Raw genomic sequence first — 19977 nt, 5'->3', positions numbered from 1 at the left:
TTAAAGACGTTATTAATTAACCAAGCTCTAATTCGCCGGCCGCCAATGGATCAATTCGCAAAAGAAACACTCCCGATTTCCCTTGAAGAAGAAATGCGCAAAAGCTATCTCGATTACGCAATGAGCGTTATCGTAGGTCGCGCTTTGCCGGATGTGCGTGATGGCTTAAAGCCTGTGCATCGTCGCGTATTGTTCGCGATGCACGAAATGAACAACGTCTATAACCGCCCCTTCGTCAAATGTGCGCGTGTGGTGGGTGAAGTCATGGGTAAGTACCATCCTCATGGCGATGCCTCCATTTACGACACGCTGGTGCGTATGGCGCAAGACTTTTCCCTGCGTTATACCCTGGTCGATGGCCAGGGTAACTTCGGCTCCATCGACGGCGACAATGCTGCGGCGATGCGTTATACCGAGTGCCGGCTCGACAAAATCGCCAATGAAATTCTGGCGGATATCGAAAAAGAAACTGTCGATTTCGTCCCCAACTATGACGGCAAGGAAAGAGAACCTTCAGTTCTGCCTACCCGTATCCCGAATCTGCTGATCAACGGCGCATCCGGTATTGCGGTAGGTATGGCGACGAATATTCCGCCGCATAATATTACCGAGATCATCAACGGTGCCTTGCATTTCTTGCGCAATAGTGACTGTACGATCGATGAACTGATCGAGATCATCCCTGCACCTGATTTTCCTACCGGCGGCATTATCTATGGCGTGTCTGGTGTGCGCGATGGTTACCGTACTGGCCGTGGCCGCGTGGTCATGCGCGCCAAGACGCACTTTGAAGAGTTTGGCAAAGAAAACCGCACGGCACTGATCGTTGACGAGCTGCCTTACCAGGTCAATAAAAAATCCCTGCTGGAACGTATCGCTGAACTGGTACGTGACAAAAAGCTCGATGGTATTTCTGATATCCGCGATGAATCCGATAAATCGGGTATGCGCGTGGTCATCGAACTCAAGCGCGGTGAAGTGCCTGATGTGGTGCTGAACAATCTGTACAAGCAAACGCAGTTGCAAGACACCTTCGGCATGAACATGGTGGCGCTGGTAAATGGCCAGCCTAAATTGCTGAACCTGAAAGAAATGCTGTCCTGCTTCTTGTCACACCGCCGTGAGGTAGTGACACGCCGCACCCTGTTTGAACTGCGCAAGGCGCGTGAACGTGGCCATGTGCTGGAAGGTCTGGCAGTTGCGCTGGCGAATATTGATGACTTTATCGCCATCATTCGCGCTGCACCGACGCCACCGATCGCGAAACAGGAATTGATGACCCGTGCCTGGGACAGTTCCATGGTGCGCGAGATGTTGACACGTACTGCGGCTGACAATTTAGCGGGTATTGATGCTTTCCGCCCTGAGAATTTGCCTAAACATTACGGCATACAGCCAGATGGTCTGTATAAATTGTCTGATGACCAGGCGCAAGAAATCCTGCAAATGCGTTTGCAACGCCTGACTGGTCTGGAACAAGACAAGATCGTCAATGAATACAAAGACGTCATGGCAGAAATCGCCGATTTGCTGGACATCTTGTCCAAACCAGAACGCGTTACCGTCATCATCACTGATGAACTGACCCTGGCCCGCAATGAATATGGCGAAGGCAATAAAGACGTACGCCGTTCAGAAATTACCCATAACGCTACAGATCTCGGTACCGAAGACCTTATCACGCCGCAAGACATGGTCGTGACCCTGTCGCATACCGGTTATATGAAGTCGCAACCCTTGTCTGAATACCGCGCGCAAAAACGCGGTGGCCGTGGCAAGCAGGCGACAGCAACCAAGGATGATGACTGGATCGAGCAACTGTTCGTGGCCAATACCCATGATTACATCCTGTGCTTCAGCAACCGTGGCCGCATGTACTGGCTGAAGGTCTGGGAAGTGCCACAAGGCTCACGTACTTCACGCGGCAAGCCAATTGTCAACATGTTCCCATTGCAGGAAGGTGAAAAAATCACTGTTATCCTGCCTTTGTCTGGCGTTAACCGCACCTTCCCTGAAGACCATTATGTCTTTATGTCCACCAGCCTGGGCACGGTCAAGAAAACACCTTTGACTGACTTCAGCAATCCACGTAAAGCCGGCATTATTGCGGTCGATCTGGATGAAGGTGATTTCCTCATCGGCGCTGCACTGACCGATGGCAAACATGACGTCATGCTGTTCTCTGATTCCGGCAAGGCAGTACGCTTTGATGAAAACGATGTACGTCCTATGGGCCGTACCGCCCGTGGCGTACGTGGTATGAATCTGGATGAAGGTCAGCAAGTCATTGCATTGCTGGTGGCTGAAAATGAACAGCAATCTGTGTTGACTGCGACTGAAAACGGTTACGGCAAACGTACGCCTATCACTGAATATACCCGTCATGGCCGTGGTACCAAGGGCATGATCGCTATCCAGACTTCCGAGCGTAACGGCAAGGTTGTGGCGGCTACGCTGGTAGAAACAACGGATGAGATCATGCTGATCACTACCGGCGGCATTCTGATACGTACGCGTGTTTCTGAAATTCGTGAAATGGGTCGTGCAACTCAGGGCGTGACCCTGATTGCAGTGGAAGACGGTACCAAACTGTCTGGCCTGCAACGTATTGTTGAAACAGATGCTGATGTAGATGCTGTACTGGAAGCAGGCGAAGTTGGTGATGTCGCTGCTGATACTGGCGCAAATGAAGCGGAAGGCGGCGCACCAGAAGCCGACGCAGCGGAGTAAAACATAACATGACGACGATCTACAATTTCTCTGCAGGCCCGGCAGTATTGCCGAAAGAGGTATTGCAGCAAGCCGCTGCCGAAATGCTGGACTGGCAGGGCAGTGGCATGTCCGTCATGGAAATGAGCCACCGCGGGCCAGAATTCATGTCCATCCTCGCTGCCGCGCAAAGTGATTTGCGCGAGCTGCTGGCGGTGCCGGACAATTATAAAATCCTCTTCCTGCAAGGCGGTGGTCTGGGTGAAAACGCCATCGTCCCCATGAACCTCATGGGGCGTAAGCCACAGCTTGCAACGGCAGATTTTGTGCATACTGGTTCCTGGACAGGCAAGTCCATCAAGGAAGCGAAAAAATACGGTAACGTCAATATCGCAGCTTCTGGTGAAGCCAGCGGCTACACCACTGTGCCTGCACGCGATAGCTGGAAATTGACGCCGGATGCTGCTTATGTGCATCTGTGCACCAATGAAACCATTGATGGTGTTGAATACCAGTTTGCCCCTGATGTGTCAGCAGAAACGGGTGACGCGCCTATCGTTGCTGACATGTCTTCGCATATCCTCTCTCGCGTGATTGATGTCGCCAAATATGGTGTCATCTTTGGCGGTGCGCAAAAAAATATCGGCCCGGCAGGTCTGACCATCGTCATCGTGCGCGAAGATTTGCTTGGCCATGCTTTGCCCATCTGCCCCTCTGCCTTTGACTGGAAAATCGTTGCTGACAATGATTCCATGTACAACACTCCACCAACCTATGCGATTTATATCGCTGGCCTGGTGTTCCAGTGGCTCAAGCAGCACGGCGGTGTGACGGCGATGGAGCAAAAAAATATTGCCAAGTCCAGCCTGTTGTATGACTACCTGGATTCCACAGATTTTTATGCAAACCGGGTAGAGAAAGGCAGCCGTTCACGTATGAATGTGCCTTTTTACCTGAAAGATGAAAGCCTGAATGCGGCGTTCCTGACAGAAGCCAAGGCGAATGGCCTGTTGCAATTGAAAGGCCATAAATCAGTAGGCGGCATGCGTGCTTCGATTTATAACGCCATGCCTATGGAAGGCGTGCAGGCTTTGATCAGCTTTATGCAAGAGTTTGCCCGCAAACATACGTAAATACCCGAGCCATTGGCTTGAGCACATGGCGTCTGTTTTGATTACACCATATAGACAGACGCCGCTAATTATTTTCATCGTCAGCCCTTTCTGAGCATGGTACTCACCATCACCTGGAAACCGTGGCGCTGATGAACCAGGTCAAAAGCCTGGCGAAAAAAGCATATCCGGTATGGCAGCCTTGCGCTACAGTATTGCTGCCTGCCACACCCTATCAAACACGGTTTTTAGGTCATTATGAGCGACAATAAATTACTTCCCTTGCGCATCAAGATCGATGCCATTGATGCACAAATCCTGGATTTGCTGAACCAGCGCGCCCGCGTGGCGGAAGAAGTTGGCCATGTCAAGGCAGAAACCAATGCGCCCGTGTTTCGCCCTGAACGCGAAGCGCAAGTCTTGCGTGGCGTGGCTGAACGCAATCCCGGCCCCTTGCTGAGTGACGACATACAACTGATCTTCCGCGAAATCATGTCGGCCTGTCGGGCGCTGGAGCGCCGCGTGGTCGTGGCTTTCCTGGGGCCGGTTGGCACCTTTAGTGAGCAGGCTGTCTACAAACAGTTTGGTCATGCTATCCAGCCACTGCCTTGCGTGTCCATCGATGAAGTTTTTCGTGCGACTGAAGCAGGTACGGCAGATTTTGGTGTCGTGCCTATCGAGAATTCATCTGAAGGCGCGATCAATCGCACCCTTGATCTACTCTTGCAAACCAGTCTGGCCATCAGTGGTGAGCTGGCGATACCGGTGCAGCATAGTCTGATGAGCAAGTCTGGCAATATGGAAGGCGTCAGCCGCATCTGTGCCCACTCACAAGCGTTAGCACAATGCCAGGCCTGGCTGAATCAGCATTTCCCGCATGTGGAAAGACATGCAGTGGCGTCAAACGCAGAGGCAGCACGGATGGCCAGCGGTGACTACACCGTGGCGGCGATTGCCAGTGAAATTGCCGGTCACCAGTACAACCTGGGCATCGTTTCTGCCCATATCCAGGATGATCCGCATAACCGCACCCGTTTTGCTGTTATTGGCCGTTTGCGTACTACGCCTAGCGGCAAGGACCAGACTTCCATCGTGCTGGCGACGCCGAACAAGGCTGGTGCTGTGTATAACCTGCTGGCTCCTCTGGAAAAACATGGTGTCTCGATGACCCGTTTTGAGTCACGTCCTGCGCGTACTGGCAATTGGGAATACTATTTCTACGTTGATGTAGAAGGCCATGTGATGGATGCCAAGGTTGAAGCTGCCATGGCTGAATTGAATGACAAGGCAGCCTTCTTCAAGGTGCTGGGTTCTTACCCTTGTACAGTGTGAGTGCCTGATGCAAAAAGCTTTTCAACGCATAGCGATATTTGGCGTAGGTTTGATTGGTGGCTCGTTTGCCCTGGCTTTGAAAAAGGCAGGTGCAGTTGAACAGGTGGTCGGGGTGGGGCGCAGCCAGGCTTCGCTGCAAAAAGCGCAGCAACTCGGCATCATCGATGAAATAGCTTTGAATGCCGATCAGGCATTGCGTAATTGTGACCTGGTGCTGATTGCAGCGCCGGTGGCACAAACCGGCGCGATATTGAAAGCGATTTATCCTCATCTGCAAGCGGGTACGATAGTCACGGATGCGGGTAGTACCAAGGCCGATGTGGTGGCTGCCGCACGCGCCAGTCTGGGTGAAAAGATAGCACAATTTGTGCCAGCACATCCGATAGCCGGACGCGAACTGAATGGGCCAGAAGCAGCACTGGTGGATTTGTATGTCGGCAAAAAAGCCGTCATCACCCGTTTGGCAGAAAATAGCGATGCAGACGTGGCCAGGGTGGCATGGGCGTGGCAGCAATGTGGTGCCATCATCCATCATCTGGACCCGGCATCGCATGATGCAGTATTTGCCGCAGTCAGCCATTTGCCGCATTTGCTGGCGTATGCCCTGGTTGATGATATTGCGCGCAAGCCGCATGCGGATACCTTGTTTCAGTATGCGGCCAGCGGTTTTCGCGACTTTACCCGCATCGCTGGTTCATCACCGGAAATGTGGCGTGACATCAGCCTGGCGAACCGCGCTGCGATGCTGCAGGAACTGGATTCCTACACCGCCCGCCTGTCCATCTTGCGGCAGCACCTGGTGGATGCTGATAGCGACGGTATAGAAGGTATTTACGCCAATGCCCAGCGTGCGCGCCATAACTGGATCAGCGCCATTGAGGCAGCCGAGAAACAGCAGCGTGAAGGTGGGGATTGACAGGGCTACGCTCGTCTCCACATCGACAAACCCAACATTGAATAAGACCATGACACAAGCAAGCAAACATTATCCGCATTACCTTGATCTGCAACCTGTCATGCAGGTGCAGGGCACAGTCAAATTGCCGGGCTCCAAAAGTATTTCCAACCGCACCCTTTTACTGGCGGCGCTGGCAGAAGGCAAGACCCGGATCATGGATTTGCTGGCATCCGATGACACCATGGTCATGCTGAACGCCTTGACGCAGTTAGGCGTGCACTGGGAGCAGGATGGCGATAGCCAGAATTACACGGTAGAGGGTGTCAAGGGACATTTCCCAAAACACCAGGCCGATCTGTTCATGGGCAATGCCGGTACTGCGATACGCCCGCTGGTTGGCGCATTGGCCGTATTGGGTGGTGACTATACTATCCACGGCGTGCACCGCATGCATGAACGTCCTATCGGTGACCTGGTTGATGCACTCAACGAAGCTGGTGCGCAGATTGAGTACACCGGCAATCCGGGTTACCCGCCCTTGCACATACGCCGTGGCCATATCCATGCCCAGCGTTTGCAGGTCAAAGGCAATGTTTCCAGCCAGTTCTTGACAGCCTTGCTAATGGCCGCACCTTTGATGGCGCGTGAGCATGATGTAACGATAGAAGTGATCGGTGAGCTGATTTCCAAGCCCTATATAGAAATCACCCTGAACCTCATGCAAAAATTTGGCGTGACGGTAGAACGTGATGGCTGGCAGGCATTTACGGTCACCAAGGGTCAGTATTATGTGTCGCCTGGCGTCATTCATGTCGAAGGGGATGCTTCTTCTGCCTCTTACTTCCTGGCAGCCGGTGCTATTGCTGGTGGCCCTATCCGGGTAGAAGGTGTAGGCAAGTCCAGCATACAGGGCGATGTACGTTTTGCCGAGGCGCTGGAGAAAATGGGCGCAACCATCACCCGTGGTGATAACTGGATAGAAGCCACGTCGAATGGCGTCTTGCAAGCCATAGACATGGACTTCAACCATATCCCCGACGCTGCCATGACGATAGCAGTAGCGGCACTGTATGCCAATGGCACCACGACCCTGCGCAATATAGCCAGCTGGCGCGTCAAAGAAACTGATCGCCTGTCTGCCATGGCAACAGAATTGCGCAAACTCGGTGCCATAGTAGAAGAGGGCGCAGACTATATGGCGGTGACGCCACCCGAGCATATCTTGCCAGCGACCATTGATACCTATGACGATCACCGCATGGCCATGTGCTTCTCTTTGGCCAGTCTCGATGGCCGGGCCCGCAGGGGTGCTACTATGCGCATCAATGATCCAAAATGCGTGGCCAAGACTTTTCCTGATTATTTTGAAGTCTTTGCCAAGATTAATCACCAAGATTTGTTTTAAAGGTTTTTATAGTTCTCTATGACTGTCCCAAGTCCTGTTATCACGATAGACGGCCCTACCGCATCCGGTAAGGGCACGGTAGCACACAGGGTGGCCAAACATCTGGGTTTTCATTACCTCGATTCTGGCGCTCTGTACCGCCTGACTGCCTTGATGGCTACCCGCCATGGCATCGCGCTGGAAGATGAAACTGCCATTGCCAGCATGGCAAGAACCCTGCCTTGTCGTTTTGTCCACGGCCACGTTTTTCTTGAGGATGCTGATGTTACCGATGCCGTGCGGGCAGAAGAAGTCGGCGTGGCAGCTTCCCGCATTGCTGTTTTGCCAGTAGTACGCCAGGCGCTGGTCGATTTGCAGGTGGCTTTTCGCTATACGCCTGGTCTGGTGGCAGATGGGCGCGATATGGGGACAGTCATCTTTCCCGATGCCAGCTTAAAAGTTTTCTTAACAGCAAGTGCTGAAGCGCGCGCAAGCCGTCGATATAAGCAATTGATTGAAAAGGGAATTTCTGCTAATATGGAAAACTTGGTAAAAGATTTGATGGAACGTGATGCGAGAGATAGTGCCCGCACCACAGCGCCGCTCAAGCCCGCGCCAGACGCGATCATCCTGGATACATCTGAATTAACCGCTGAAGAAGCTGTCAATAAAGTGTTGGTCTGGTATGCGCAAACACAGACAAACAACGCCGTATAGGTAGCTTAGGTAATAAGTAGCTGGTGAAGTCTGCATGTGTCGTTTCAAGTGCCTTTATTGACGCAAGGTTAATAAGGGGATGTTCAACCTAACCCGGTAAATAGTGTCTTTTGCACCGTTCCGGCTAACTTGTAAATACTATGTCTACTGTTTTCATGTCCCAAGATTTCGCAACCGGTGCAGATAGCTTCGCAGCTTTGTTCGAAGAATCCCTGTCACGTCAGGATATGCGTTCCGGTGAAGTGATTTCTGCTGAAGTCGTCCGTATCGACCACAACTTCGTGATCGTTAACGCTGGCTTGAAGTCTGAAGCCTTTATCCCTGTTGAAGAATTCAAAAACGACCAGGGCGACCTGGAAGTTAATATCGGCGATTTCGTTTCCGTAGCGATTGATTCGCTGGAAAACGGTTTCGGCGACACAATTTTGTCCCGTGACAAAGCTAAACGTCTGGCCTCCTGGCTCGCGCTGGAAAAAGCGCTGGAGTCTGGCGAGATCGTTACTGGTACAGTAAATGGCAAAGTCAAAGGTGGCTTGACTGTTCTGACGAACGGCATCCGCGCTTTCTTGCCAGGTTCTTTGGTTGATACACGCCCAGTTAAGGATACAACTCCTTACGAAGGCAAAACCATGGAATTCAAGGTTATCAAGCTCGACCGCAAACGTAACAACGTCGTGCTGTCCCGCCGCGCTGTTGTTGAAGCGTCTATGGGCGAAGAGCGTCAAAAACTGATGGAAACCCTGAAAGAAGGCACAGTGGTTACTGGTATTGTTAAAAATATCACTGACTACGGCGCGTTCGTTGATCTGGGTGGCATCGATGGCTTGTTGCATATCACTGATCTGGCATGGCGTCGTGTACGTCACCCTTCCGAGGTGTTGACAGTTGGTCAGGAAATCACTGCAAAAGTATTGAAATTCGACCAAGAGAAAAACCGTGTTTCCCTGGGCGTAAAACAATTGGGCGATGACCCATGGACAGGTTTGTCCCGTCGTTACCCAGCGAATACACGTCTGTTCGGTAAAGTAACGAACCTGACCGACTACGGCGCGTTCGTTGAAGTCGAGCAAGGTATTGAAGGCCTGGTTCACGTTTCCGAAATGGACTGGACGAACAAAAACGTTGCACCAAACAAAGTTGTTCAATTGGGCGACGAAGTTGAAGTCATGGTTTTGGAAATCGACGAAGAACGTCGTCGTATCAGCCTGGGTATGAAACAGTGCAAAGCCAATCCTTGGGATGATTTCGCAATCAACCACAAGAAAGGTGACAAAGTTCGCGGCGCGATCAAGTCCATTACTGACTTCGGCGTATTTATCGGTTTGTCTGGCAATATCGACGGTCTGGTACATTTGTCTGATCTGTCCTGGAACGAAACAGGCGAAGAAGCAGTACGCCGCTTCAAGAAAGGTGACGAACTGGAAGCCATCGTTCTGGCTATTGATGTTGAGCGTGAGCGCGTTTCCCTGGGCGTTAAACAGCTGGAAGGCGACCCATTCAACAACTACTGCGCAATGAATGACAAAGGTGCAGTTGTCGTTGGTACAGTTAAATCTGTTGAAGCCAAAGGCGCAGTAATCCAGTTGGCAGACGACGTTGAAGGCTACCTGCGTGCATCCGAAATCTCCCGCGACCGCGTGGAAGATGCTGGTACACACCTGAAAGTCGGCGACAGTGTTGAAGCCCTGGTATTGAACATCGACCGCAAAGCCCGTGGTATCCAATTGTCTATCAAAGCTAAAGATAGCGTTGAAACACAAGAAGCCATGCAAAAAATGTCCGTTACTGATTCCAACGCAGCATCCGGCACAACCAGCCTGGGCGCTTTGTTGAAAGCCAAGCTCGACAATAAAAACTAAGCTTACGTCATAAGGTTTTCACTATGACTAAGTCGGAGCTGATAGCTCGTCTGGCAGAGCGATATCCGCAACTGGTAGCTAAAGATGTGGATATTGCTGTTAAAACTATACTGGATGCAATGTCGGATGCCCTGGCAACAGGGCAACGCATAGAAATCCGTGGCTTTGGCAGCTTTGCACTGAACAGTCGTCCACCACGGATAGGTCGTAACCCCAAGTCCGGTGACAAGGTGATGGTCCCTGAAAAACGGGTGCCGCATTTCAAGCCAGGCAAGGAATTGCGCGAACGTGTTGATGCCATGGTGGGGCAACCGATACACGATGACTAAGTCAGGCTGACTGGTCAAAGATCGGGCTTCGACAGCGATGTAAAAATAAAAACGGCATATCGGTTTTCCGATATGCCGTTTTTTTTCAGTACAATGCTCTTTTCGGGATTAATTGCTTCATTGACGATTTCCCTGCTTATCCATCAAGGATGCATACATGAAATATATTTCAAGATTTTTCGCCATCGTGCTGTTTGTCCTGTTCTTTGGCTTTGCCTTGAAAAACGACCAGATTGTCACGCTGCAATATTTTTTTGGCTATCAGCAATCTGCGCCGCTGGTCATCATGCTGCTGGCTTTTTTTGCTGGCGGTGCTACGCTGGGCGCGCTTGCCATGGTGCCGATGGTGTTTCGCCACAGACGCGACCTGCACAAGCATAAAAAGACCCTGGCAGAAATTGAAAAAGAACGTGAAGCCGCGCAAAGGGCCAGCACACAAGCACCCCAGCCTGATAGCATTCGCAATATCTGACACTGGTGGGCGCAGCTTTCAGCACATTCAGACCTGCGAACAAAGATTGGCTAAAGACATATCAGCAATTCAGGCTTTGCGTCTGAACTGACATTGTTCTCAACAATAAGAAGAAATACACATGGAATTTGAAATTTGGTGGTTGCTAGGCATACCCTTATTCTTCACCCTGGGCTGGAGCGCGGCACGTATCGATATACGCCAGTTGATCTCGGAATCCCGCAGCTTGCCGCGCGGCTATTTCAAGGGCTTGAATTTCTTGCTGAACGACCAGCCAGACAAGGCAATTGATGCTTTCATCGACATCGTCAGACTCGACCCGGAAGCAGTGGACCTGCATTTCGCCCTTGGTAACCTGTTCCGCCGCCGTGGTGAAACTGAACGCGCCATCCGCGTCCATCAAAACCTGCTGGCCAGGCCAGACCTGCCTACCGAGCAAAAAACCCAGGCCATGTATGAACTGGGCCAGGATTACCTGAAAGCCGGTTTGCTCGACCGTGCCGAAGAAACCTACAACCTGCTCGTCAACAGCCCGTTTGAAGCCCAGGCCAGGCGCGCCTTGCTGGAAATTTACCAGCGTGAAAAAGAGTGGGCGCGCGCCATAGAAGCGGCGAATGCCTTGCAAGAATGTGGTGCCGGTGGCCGTCAAAAAGAAATCGCCCAGTTTTACTGCGAAATTGCCCAGGATGAACTGGTGCATACCAATACAGAAGCGGCCCTGGCCAATCTGGAAAAAGCACTGGCAGCAGACCGCAACAATGTACGCGCCATCATTCTCATGGGCGATGTGTACATGGCCAATGGCGACACTGAAATAGCCCTGGCGACCTGGCGGAGGGTGGAGCAGCAAAGCGTGCCGCATGTGGCGCTAGTGGCGCAACGCCTGATGGACGGTTATCGCAAGCTCGACAAAGCACAAGAAGGTTTGAATCTTTTGAAGAACTTCCTGGCTGAAGCACCTTCGATAGATTTGCTGGAAGTCGCCTTCAAGGCCACGCTGGAGCTGGAAGGTATAGAAGCCGTCAATAGTCTTGTCAGTGAAGAATTGCGCCGCACCCCAACCCTGCTGGGGCTGGACAAGTTGCTGGATGGCCGCATTATGGTGGTGCCGCCTGAAGTTAGACCGGAACTGGCCATCATCAAGAATCTGGTGCACGGCTATGCACAAAAACTGGCGCGTTATCAGTGCTCCAATTGCGGTTTCAAGGCCAGGCAATTTTATTGGCATTGCCCTGGCTGCAGCAAGTGGGAAACTTACCCTCCACGCCGTACGGAAGAGCTGAACGTCATGAATTAATGATTCCTGTCATGCTTGAGCGCAGACTGATTTGCGTAAGGCCTCAGGGATAGTCGTTAAGTGTAAAGAATCTTGAATAAGGGCTGTGATCTGAAATTCTATGTGAATGACTGGATACTCAGATGTGCAAAATGACTTATTTTTATTTGGTGATCAAAAAATGAAAATCACAATTATTGGTACAGGTTATGTCGGCCTGGTCACAGGTGCCTGCCTGGCGGAATTGGGTAACGATGTGTTTTGCCTGGACGTCGATCAGCGCAAGATTGATATCCTCAATCATGGCGGCATCCCTATCCATGAACCGGGCCTGGAAGAAATCGTCGCGCGCAACCGTGCTGCCGGCCGCATTCAGTTTTCTACCGACGTTGAAGCAAGTGTGAAGCATGGTGACGTGCAGTTCATCGCTGTCGGTACACCTCCGGATGAAGACGGTTCTGCTGATTTGCAATACGTCGTGGCTGCGGCAAAAAATATTGGCAAGTACATGACGAACTTCAAGGTCGTCGTTGATAAATCTACCGTGCCTGTAGGTACAGCAGACCGCGTCAGCGCTGCCATCGCAGCTGAGCTGGCGGCACGGTCGGTGACAGCCGAATTCTCTGTGGTGTCGAATCCGGAATTCCTGAAAGAAGGCGCAGCAGTAGAAGACTTCATGCGTCCTGATCGCATTGTTATTGGTTGCGACCAGACGCCGCAAGGTGAAAAAGCGCGCAGCCAGATGAAGAAGTTGTATGCGCCTTTCAACCGCAACCATGAACGCACTTACTGGATGGACGTGCGCTCGGCAGAGTTCACCAAGTATGCAGCGAACGCCATGCTGGCGACTCGCATCTCTTTCATGAATGAGCTGGCCAACCTGGCTGACCATGTTGGTGCCGATATTGAAGCCGTGCGTCACGGTATAGGCTCTGATCCGCGCATAGGACACAGCTTTTTGTATGCTGGTTGTGGTTATGGTGGTTCCTGCTTCCCTAAAGATGTGCAGGCGCTGGAACGTACTGCCCAGGATTACGGTTTGAATCTGTTGATCCTGCAGGCGGTAGAAGCCGTCAATGCACGTCAAAAACAGGTACTCGGCAAGAAGATACAGCAGCGCTTTGGTGAAAATCTCAGTGGCCGTCATTTCGCCATCTGGGGTTTGGCATTCAAGCCGAACACCGATGATATGCGGGCTGCGTCATCCCGTGTCTTGCTAGGCGAATTATTGCGCGCAGGTGCGACTGTGGCAGTGTATGACCCGGTCTCCATGCAAGAAGCCAAGCGCGTGCTGGAACTGGATTTCTATGATGCGCCTGAATTGCTGGCCTCAATACGTTATGCAGCTAACCCCATGGATGCGCTCGTCGAAGCCGACGCATTGGCGATCGTCACTGAATGGAAGGCCTTCCGCAGCCCTGACTTTGATGAAGTCAAGGCACGCCTGAAGCAGCCTGTCGTGTTCGACGGCCGTAATCTGTTTGAGCCCACGGTCATGACCGAACTGGGTATTGAATACCACGGCATAGGCCGCTCCGTATTGACGAACAAATAATGCAAAATATGGATGCAAAGAAAGATGTAACGGTGAAACGTATTCTCGTCGCTGGCGATGTCATGCTCGACAGATACTGGTTTGGCGAAGTCAACCGCATTTCACCAGAAGCGCCGGTACCTATCGTGCGTGTGGAAAAAAGTGAAGAGCGCCTTGGCGGCGCCGCCAATGTGGCTCGCAATGCCGTTGCCTTGGGCGTGCAGGCTGCCTTGATGGGTGTCATTGGTGACGATGATGCCGGCAATAGCATGGAGCGTTTGCTGAAGACTTCAGGCATCGAGGCTTACCTCAGTCGTGACCAGCAAATCTCTACCATCATCAAATTGCGCGTCATCGGCAGGCAGCAACAATTGTTGCGCATTGATTTTGAAGAACGCCCGACCGAACATGTCTTGCGCGACAAACTGAATCGCTTCAACTCTTTGCTGACTGGTTATGATGTCGTCGTCCTGTCCGACTATGCCAAGGGCAGCCTGGTGAATGTCAGTGCTATGATCGCTGCTGCAAAGGCAGCAGGAAAGATCGTGCTGGTTGATCCCAAGGGTAGTGACTTCAAGCGCTATGCTGGTGCCAGCCTGCTGACACCGAACAAGTCAGAATTAAAGCAAATCATCGGCGACTGGCCAAATGAAGAAGAACTGACATCCAGGGCCCAGCGATTGCGTACAGATTTACAAATCGATGCCTTGCTGCTGACCCGTTCTGAAGAAGGTATGACCCTGTTCACGGCTGATGGTGTGACCCATGTGCCAGCCATGGCGCGTGAGGTATTTGATGTCTCTGGTGCCGGTGATACCGTCATCGCCACCATGGCCGTCATGCTGGCGCAAGGCAAGTCCATGCAAGAGGCGGTAGTGATTGCCAACCGTGCTGGCGGGATCGTGGTTGGCAAGCTGGGTACGGCGACTGTGACACGGGAAGAGCTGTTTCCTGAGACTGTGCAATAAGTGATATCCGATGACCTTGAATGCGGGGTCATGGATCGACTTGATGCAGATGAGGCGAACTTCAAACCGCACTCTTAAACATACAAGCGAAGAGGATCAGTATGTCTGCCTTGAGTATCAAACGTCTCATTCTTGTAGCAAGCGTTGCTTTGCTGATCGCGCCATCTTGCCACGCATCTTCCCCGGAAGATAAACCTGCAGGGACGATCCTGGACGCATCGTCTGCGCAGATTGAGAACGCCTTTTCTCCCGATGCCAAAGCAGAGGAATTGGTGCTCAAGGTCATCAACACATCCACCTCCAGCATCAGATTGGCTGCCTACTCATTTAGTTCACCCACCGTGGTCAAGGCGCTACTTGATGCAAAAAAGCGCGGTGTCAATGTCATGGTGCTGGTCGATTATGGTCGCAACCAGAAAAAGCCTAATTGGGCAGCCTTGAACCGTCTTGTCGGTGCAGGCATAGCTACGCGAACTATTGCTGTATATGCGATTCATCATGACAAATACATAGTAGCGGATGAGCAAACTGTCCAGAACGGCAGCTTCAATTACACACGGGATGCCGCCGAAGCGAACAGCGAAAATGTCATCGTTTTTTGGCGTAACCCAGAATTGGCGAAGTCATTTCTTCGCCAATGGGAAAGCCGCTGGTCCGCAGGAGTGGATTACAAAACTATGCTGGTAACGAAATAGCTGATAAGAATCCCTGGAAATGCTTCAGGAAATCGCCCCAAAACGAAAGCTTGATGCCACCACGCCGCCAAAGACGTTTTCTTCATGATAAACACAACTGGCAACTTCTCCCTCTGCGGCACCGACTGCCACCATCAGCGGCAATAAATGCTCTTCTCTTGGATGCGCCACCCGTGCTGCTGGTGCATCTTCCCAATGGATCAGGCGGGCGACTCTCTCAGTCGTGCTGCTGGCGACCAGGGTATCCTGCAACCAGTCATCAAAACTCGATGAGGGTTCTTTCGCCAGCGGGCCAAAGCGGCGCAGGTTATGGTAGCTGAGGCCGCTACCTATGATGAGCACACCTTCATCGCGTAGTGGGGCAAGCGCACGTCCCAGCGCCAGGTGTTCTGCGGGGTCAAGTCCTTTGCGCAATGATAATTGCACGACTGGCATATCTGCCTCAGGGTACATCACCGCTAGTGGGGCAAATGCGCCGTGATCAAAGCCACGCTGCGCGTCAGCCTGTGCTGGCAAGCCTGCATTTCTGATCGATTCCATTACCTGTTCTGCCAGTTCAGGCGAACCCGGGGCAGAGTAATGTACCTTGTAGGTATGCTCAGGAAAGCCGCCGTAGTCATACAGCATCCCCGGCCATGGATTTGTCATGACCTTGAAAGAACTTTCTTCCCAGTGCGCCGAGATCATCAAGATGGCCTTGGGCTTGTGCGGCAGTTGCCGTGGCATATCGACCAGTGATGCTTCCAGCACATGCATGGTCTTGCGCATGTCTTCCATGTAAGGCCAGGGGCCGCCGCCGTGTGAAATAAAATAGGTAGGCAATTTCATATGAGTATCCTCCACAGGTCATTTGGTGCCGGGGCTTGTTTTTTCAATTAATTCCATGAAGCCCATATAAATCATCATAATGTTTCCTCATATGGAAATCGATGGTGGTAAAGTAATTGTATTGTTTCCAAAAAGTGCAACTATGGCCCATGGATAGCTGAGGATGAAGATATGGATGAACTAGATATCAGTGGCATCAGGGTATTTCGCGAGATTGTCGAGTCAGGCAGCTTTACCGCGGCAGCTGACAGGCTGGGTATGGCTGCGCCCATGGTCAGCAAGCATATCGCCAGACTGGAGCGCAAGCTGGGGGCGAGGCTGCTCAACCGCAGCAGCCGCAGCATGAGTTTGACTGAGGCGGGTAAGGATTTTTTTGCGCAGGGCAGGCAGGCGCTGGATATTCTTGATGCTGCCATCGCCTCGGTTGCGCAAGAAAGCGGGCCACCACGCGGTGAATTGAAAATCAGCGCCCCGGTCTGGTGTGCGAATCCTGGCTTTGCGACGGTGCTGGCAGATTTTCATCAACATTATCCTCTGGTCAGGCTGAACCTGCATCTTGATAACCACATGGTGGATCTGGTGGCAGATGGCTTTGATCTGGCACTGCGAGCGACCGATGAGCCATCACCAGCCTTGATTGCCAGGTCTTTGTGCAAAGTCGAGTTCCGCCTGGTTGCCACACCGGCTTTTGTGAAAAATCTGCAAGCTGGCAACAAAGACGACGCCATCGACGTGGCAATGATATTGCCCAATTATGTGCAGCTTGAAAGGTTTCACTTGCCGGTACAAACAGAGTGGGCACCTTTAAAGCTGGATGCGATCATGAAATGCGGTGACACCACGCTCACTTATCACTGCGTACTGGCTGGCATGGGTGCCGCATTTCTACCCGAGTGGCTGGTAGGCGATGATCTTGCTTCTGGCCGCTTGCAACTGGTGGCAGGTAATGAGCCGGGTTTTACCGGCAATCTGTACGCCGTCTATGCCAGCCGCCGCCAGATGCCGCCCAAGTTGCGGTGTTTTATCGATTTTTTGATAGAGAGGCTAAGCGATTAGTCATATTGACATTAAATTGTGGAATACTTGTCAACGGAATTAATCCAGTGCCGTTGATAGCTACATAGCCAGCGATAAAAAACAGGCTATGTCATTTAAAGATTCGCTTAAAAAAATGTTCAATTATTGAGGGAGTATTCGCATGTTGAAGAAAATTATATTTGGCCTGATGGCCTTGTTGGCTGCTACCGGTTTTGCATTTGCTGATGTCGATGTCAATAAAGGTGACCAGGCTGCACTCGATGGTATCAAGGGCATAGGCCCAGCCAAATCCAAGGCTATTATCGAAGAACGTACCAAGAACGGGGCCTTCAAGGATTGGTCTGATTTTGAAAGCCGCGTCAAAGGCATCGGCGAAAAAAGCGCTACTAAATTGTCTGAAGCTGGTTTGACTGTCAATGGCCAGGCTAAACCTGGTGCAGCAGCAAAACCAGCGGCCAGCGCAGCGCCTGCCAAAGGTGAAAAGGCTGATAAAGCTGCCGCCAAAGCAGAGAAAGCAGCATCCGCAGCATCTGCAACTGCGGCACCAAAAGCTTCTGCTGCGGCATCGGCTGCATCCAATGCATCAGCTGCAAGTGCGGCATCGGCAGCTTCAGCAGCGTCCAAGGCTTCCGCCGCATCGGCAGCTTCCAAGGCCAGCGCAAAATAAGCCTGACGCTTCCGTTTTTGTTGAACTGACAGGCAGACAAAACCCCGGAAGTGATTCCGGGGTTTTTTATTAGCTTATTTAAATTCTGTATAAGCCTGATTAGTGTATTCCAGTGGGCTGCAAACGCTTGATTTGTCTATGAGAAGCTGATTTTTTCCAGAGTTGGAGGTGCTTTTTCAAACAAGCCGCTTGCTTATGCGGCAAGCGTCTAAGGGTAACTGCGTTTAGAATAAGAGTTTGTCTTTTTAAGCTGCTTACCATGACCTATCTGACCATCGAAGACACCATAGGCAATACACCGCTCGTTAGATTGCAGCGCATACCCGGCGAAGAAAACCAGCGGCGTAATAATGTCATCCTAGGCAAACTGGAAGGGAATAATCCTGCCGGTTCCGTCAAGGACAGGCCAGCCTTGTCCATGATCAAAAGGGCAGAAGAACGTGGCCGCATCAAGCCGGGTGATACCTTGATCGAGGCGACCAGCGGCAATACCGGTATTGCCCTTGCCATGGCAGCCGCCATGCGTGGATATAAAATGATCTTACTGATGCCAGAAAACCTGAGCGTAGAACGCCGCCAAAGTATGGCTGCCTATGGCGCACAAATTATGCTGACCCCCAAGACTGGCGGTATGGAATATGCGCGTGATCTGGCGGAGCAAATGCAGGCCGAAGGGCAGGGCGTGATTCTCGACCAGTTCGCCAATCCAGATAATCCGCTGGCGCATTATGAAGCAACAGGACCAGAAATCTGGCGCGATACCAAGGGCAGGATCACCCACTTTATCAGTGCCATGGGTACTACTGGCACCATCATGGGTGTATCTGCTTATCTGAAAGAGCAAAACCCGAATATCCACATTATCGGCGCGCAGCCAGAAGAAGGCTCGCAAATACCTGGCATACGCAAATGGCCAGAAGCTTATCTGCCGAAGATTTATGACAAGGCCAGGGTCGATCAGGTGGAGTCAGTCACACAGGCAGATGCTGAACAAATGGCGCGCAGGATGGCGGTGGAAGAAGGTATATTTTGTGGTATTTCTGCCGCAGGCGCATGCGAAATCGCTTTGCGGATTGCCCAGACGGTAGAAAACGCTACGATAGTCTTTATTGTCTGTGACCGTGGTGACCGGTATTTATCGACAGGCGTGTTTCCAGCCTGAGCATCCGTGCCATAGTAAGTGCAACCCGCGCTCGCCGATTGCGCTCAAAACGTGGCTTGCTGACGTAATTGCAGGTATGCGTGAGTCGATAGCGGGTAACTCTTGCAGATGCAAGTGACAGGGCTGAGGCATAGAGCCAAGTCTTATAGCTAACTCATAAAGCTAACTCATAAAGCTAAATTCTGGAGCCACGTCATGAGAGTAGTTTGGGGATAGCTGACTAAGGTGAGCGGTACCAGCCCCTGCCATTATGGGCACATTAGCTGAGGCACTCTGCCATGAAGATCTCCAGGCGGCTCAATTTTTTTGCACTTCTCCAGCAGCTTTACATCAAGCTGTCATAAATTCGGCGCACAATAAAAACAAGAAAAAAAATACCGAAATCACGCTTGTGGCGCGTTTTCGGTATTTTTCAATGTAGCAGTTTTCCTGATAACCCGAAGGTCAGGCAGGCCAGCAAGCATTGATCAAATGAAAGACTTATGCTGCGTCTTTTGGTTTGAATTGCTTGTCGCTGATACGGAATTTCGCACGACGGTCGCCCATCAATTCGCGCAATTCTTTGATACTGACATCGCTGATTTCATGCATGCGGATCAGCAGTGATGCGCCGACCGGCAGGCGACGATGCCTGATTTTACTGATTACTGGTGGTGCCACTTCCAATGCTCTGGAGAGTGCTGCATCATTTTTCAAATGCAATTGCTTGATCAGAGTATCCAACAGATTGTTTGGATCATAGTCGATTTCATCGGATTCAAGCTGGGTCAAATTTGCCATAATTACCTCGCTGTGTAGTTTATTGACGCTTAATTAGTTGCTTCAATAAAAAATTAATCAAACGGTAATATTGTATCTTTAAAATATAATTTGCTTGTCAGAAAAATAGCAAACCATTGTTAAATCTCTTGACACTTTGCTTAGTTAAGAAGTAAATGTGTCAACTAGATGACAGCACTTTAGTTTAGAAAATACTGAATGGCAATGTTTATTCCAG

General features: G+C 51.3%; 18 protein-coding genes. 16 read left to right on the top strand and 2 right to left on the bottom strand.

Going from position 1 to position 19977, the window contains the following annotated elements:
* Window positions 1-45: 45 nt before the first annotated feature.
* The 13 genes from gyrA to ACO0LG_RS19060 all read left to right on the top strand — a co-directional run bounded on the left by gyrA (window position 46) and on the right by ACO0LG_RS19060 (window position 15285).
* Window positions 46-2730, top strand: a complete 2685-nt coding sequence (gene gyrA, locus ACO0LG_RS19120) for a DNA gyrase subunit A (protein WP_423029144.1) — start codon at window positions 46-48, stop codon at window positions 2728-2730.
* An 8-nt stretch (window positions 2731-2738) separates the two neighbouring features.
* The gene (serC, locus tag ACO0LG_RS19115; protein ID WP_423029143.1) at window positions 2739-3842 is read left to right on the top strand and encodes a 3-phosphoserine/phosphohydroxythreonine transaminase; all 1104 of its coding nucleotides are present in this window, start codon (window positions 2739-2741) and stop codon (window positions 3840-3842) included.
* Between the two features lie 237 nt (window positions 3843-4079).
* Window positions 4080-5153 carry a prephenate dehydratase gene (gene pheA, locus ACO0LG_RS19110; RefSeq protein WP_422942727.1) on the top strand — a complete coding sequence of 358 codons (1074 nt, stop codon included), beginning with the start codon at window positions 4080-4082 and terminating at the stop codon, window positions 5151-5153.
* Between the two features lie 7 nt (window positions 5154-5160).
* Window positions 5161-6069, top strand: a complete 909-nt coding sequence (locus ACO0LG_RS19105) for a prephenate dehydrogenase (RefSeq protein WP_423029142.1) — start codon at window positions 5161-5163, stop codon at window positions 6067-6069.
* 49 nt (window positions 6070-6118) lie between these two features.
* Window positions 6119-7456, top strand: a complete 1338-nt coding sequence (aroA, locus tag ACO0LG_RS19100) for a 3-phosphoshikimate 1-carboxyvinyltransferase (RefSeq protein WP_423029141.1) — start codon at window positions 6119-6121, stop codon at window positions 7454-7456.
* 18 nt (window positions 7457-7474) lie between these two features.
* Entirely contained in the window at window positions 7475-8152 is a 678-nt protein-coding gene (gene cmk / locus ACO0LG_RS19095) for a (d)CMP kinase (protein ID WP_423029140.1), read from the top strand.
* Between the two features lie 155 nt (window positions 8153-8307).
* Window positions 8308-10011 (top strand): 30S ribosomal protein S1, encoded by a 1704-nt coding sequence (gene rpsA, locus ACO0LG_RS19090; protein WP_186952926.1) that lies wholly within the window; start codon window positions 8308-8310, stop codon window positions 10009-10011.
* A gap of 23 nt (window positions 10012-10034) precedes the next feature.
* A complete protein-coding gene (locus tag ACO0LG_RS19085; RefSeq protein ID WP_110256992.1) occupies window positions 10035-10340 on the top strand; it encodes an integration host factor subunit beta in 306 nt (101 codons plus the stop codon).
* A gap of 157 nt (window positions 10341-10497) precedes the next feature.
* The gene (locus ACO0LG_RS19080; protein ID WP_162042230.1) at window positions 10498-10812 is read left to right on the top strand and encodes a LapA family protein; all 315 of its coding nucleotides are present in this window, start codon (window positions 10498-10500) and stop codon (window positions 10810-10812) included.
* A gap of 121 nt (window positions 10813-10933) precedes the next feature.
* Entirely contained in the window at window positions 10934-12109 is a 1176-nt protein-coding gene (gene lapB, locus ACO0LG_RS19075; RefSeq protein ID WP_423029139.1) for a lipopolysaccharide assembly protein LapB, read from the top strand.
* A 160-nt stretch (window positions 12110-12269) separates the two neighbouring features.
* On the top strand, window positions 12270-13643 hold the full coding sequence (locus ACO0LG_RS19070; RefSeq protein ID WP_423029138.1) for a UDP-glucose dehydrogenase family protein: 1374 nt from the start codon (window positions 12270-12272) through the stop codon (window positions 13641-13643).
* 8 nt (window positions 13644-13651) lie between these two features.
* Window positions 13652-14590, top strand: coding sequence for a D-glycero-beta-D-manno-heptose-7-phosphate kinase (gene rfaE1, locus ACO0LG_RS19065; RefSeq protein ID WP_423029137.1), 939 nt, complete (start codon window positions 13652-13654; stop codon window positions 14588-14590).
* Window positions 14591-14691: 101 nt separating this feature from the next.
* Complete coding sequence (locus ACO0LG_RS19060; protein ID WP_423029136.1) at window positions 14692-15285, top strand: phospholipase D family protein; 594 nt, start codon at window positions 14692-14694, stop codon at window positions 15283-15285.
* Window positions 15286-15309: 24 nt separating this feature from the next.
* Here the strand turns inward: ACO0LG_RS19060 and ACO0LG_RS19055 are convergent, their stop codons facing one another.
* Window positions 15310-16113: a DODA-type extradiol aromatic ring-opening family dioxygenase gene (locus tag ACO0LG_RS19055; protein WP_423029135.1), complete on the bottom strand. Its 804-nt coding sequence runs from the start codon at window positions 16111-16113 to the stop codon at window positions 15310-15312.
* Between the two features lie 171 nt (window positions 16114-16284).
* Here ACO0LG_RS19055 and ACO0LG_RS19050 point away from each other — a divergent pair, with 171 nt between their 5' ends.
* From ACO0LG_RS19050 to cysM, 3 genes are all read left to right on the top strand, one after another.
* Complete coding sequence (locus ACO0LG_RS19050; RefSeq protein WP_423029134.1) at window positions 16285-17169, top strand: LysR family transcriptional regulator; 885 nt, start codon at window positions 16285-16287, stop codon at window positions 17167-17169.
* Window positions 17170-17311: 142 nt separating this feature from the next.
* Entirely contained in the window at window positions 17312-17818 is a 507-nt protein-coding gene (locus ACO0LG_RS19045; protein WP_423029133.1) for a ComEA family DNA-binding protein, read from the top strand.
* A 259-nt stretch (window positions 17819-18077) separates the two neighbouring features.
* Window positions 18078-18980, top strand: a complete 903-nt coding sequence (gene cysM / locus ACO0LG_RS19040; protein ID WP_423029132.1) for a cysteine synthase CysM — start codon at window positions 18078-18080, stop codon at window positions 18978-18980.
* A gap of 480 nt (window positions 18981-19460) precedes the next feature.
* On the opposite strand, the gene ACO0LG_RS19035 is transcribed toward cysM, so the two are convergent.
* Entirely contained in the window at window positions 19461-19760 is a 300-nt protein-coding gene (locus ACO0LG_RS19035; protein WP_110257001.1) for a hypothetical protein, read from the bottom strand.
* Window positions 19761-19977 lie beyond the last annotated feature (217 nt).

Origin of the sequence: Undibacterium sp. Ji42W (genome assembly GCF_049340405.1) — a bacterium.
In the GTDB taxonomy this organism is placed as follows: domain Bacteria; phylum Pseudomonadota; class Gammaproteobacteria; order Burkholderiales; family Burkholderiaceae_D; genus Undibacterium.
Note: the sequence above shows the minus strand (reverse complement) of the source record. Positions and strands in the feature narration are given on the sequence as shown.

Coding starts and splice junctions, on each gene's coding strand:
- ACO0LG_RS19050 (WP_423029134.1), top strand. CDS start 16,285: ATGGATGAACTAGATATCAGTGGCATCAGGGTATTTCGCGAGATTGTC.
- ACO0LG_RS19055 (WP_423029135.1), bottom strand. CDS start 16,113: ATGAAATTGCCTACCTATTTTATTTCACACGGCGGCGGCCCCTGGCCT.
- cmk (WP_423029140.1), top strand. CDS start 7,475: ATGACTGTCCCAAGTCCTGTTATCACGATAGACGGCCCTACCGCATCC.
- pheA (WP_422942727.1), top strand. CDS start 4,080: ATGAGCGACAATAAATTACTTCCCTTGCGCATCAAGATCGATGCCATT.
- aroA (WP_423029141.1), top strand. CDS start 6,119: ATGACACAAGCAAGCAAACATTATCCGCATTACCTTGATCTGCAACCT.
- rfaE1 (WP_423029137.1), top strand. CDS start 13,652: ATGGATGCAAAGAAAGATGTAACGGTGAAACGTATTCTCGTCGCTGGC.
- ACO0LG_RS19085 (WP_110256992.1), top strand. CDS start 10,035: ATGACTAAGTCGGAGCTGATAGCTCGTCTGGCAGAGCGATATCCGCAA.
- gyrA (WP_423029144.1), top strand. CDS start 46: ATGGATCAATTCGCAAAAGAAACACTCCCGATTTCCCTTGAAGAAGAA.
- ACO0LG_RS19045 (WP_423029133.1), top strand. CDS start 17,312: ATGTTGAAGAAAATTATATTTGGCCTGATGGCCTTGTTGGCTGCTACC.
- ACO0LG_RS19035 (WP_110257001.1), bottom strand. CDS start 19,760: ATGGCAAATTTGACCCAGCTTGAATCCGATGAAATCGACTATGATCCA.
- ACO0LG_RS19070 (WP_423029138.1), top strand. CDS start 12,270: ATGAAAATCACAATTATTGGTACAGGTTATGTCGGCCTGGTCACAGGT.
- ACO0LG_RS19105 (WP_423029142.1), top strand. CDS start 5,161: ATGCAAAAAGCTTTTCAACGCATAGCGATATTTGGCGTAGGTTTGATT.
- serC (WP_423029143.1), top strand. CDS start 2,739: ATGACGACGATCTACAATTTCTCTGCAGGCCCGGCAGTATTGCCGAAA.
- lapB (WP_423029139.1), top strand. CDS start 10,934: ATGGAATTTGAAATTTGGTGGTTGCTAGGCATACCCTTATTCTTCACC.
- cysM (WP_423029132.1), top strand. CDS start 18,078: ATGACCTATCTGACCATCGAAGACACCATAGGCAATACACCGCTCGTT.
- ACO0LG_RS19060 (WP_423029136.1), top strand. CDS start 14,692: ATGTCTGCCTTGAGTATCAAACGTCTCATTCTTGTAGCAAGCGTTGCT.
- rpsA (WP_186952926.1), top strand. CDS start 8,308: ATGTCCCAAGATTTCGCAACCGGTGCAGATAGCTTCGCAGCTTTGTTC.
- ACO0LG_RS19080 (WP_162042230.1), top strand. CDS start 10,498: ATGAAATATATTTCAAGATTTTTCGCCATCGTGCTGTTTGTCCTGTTC.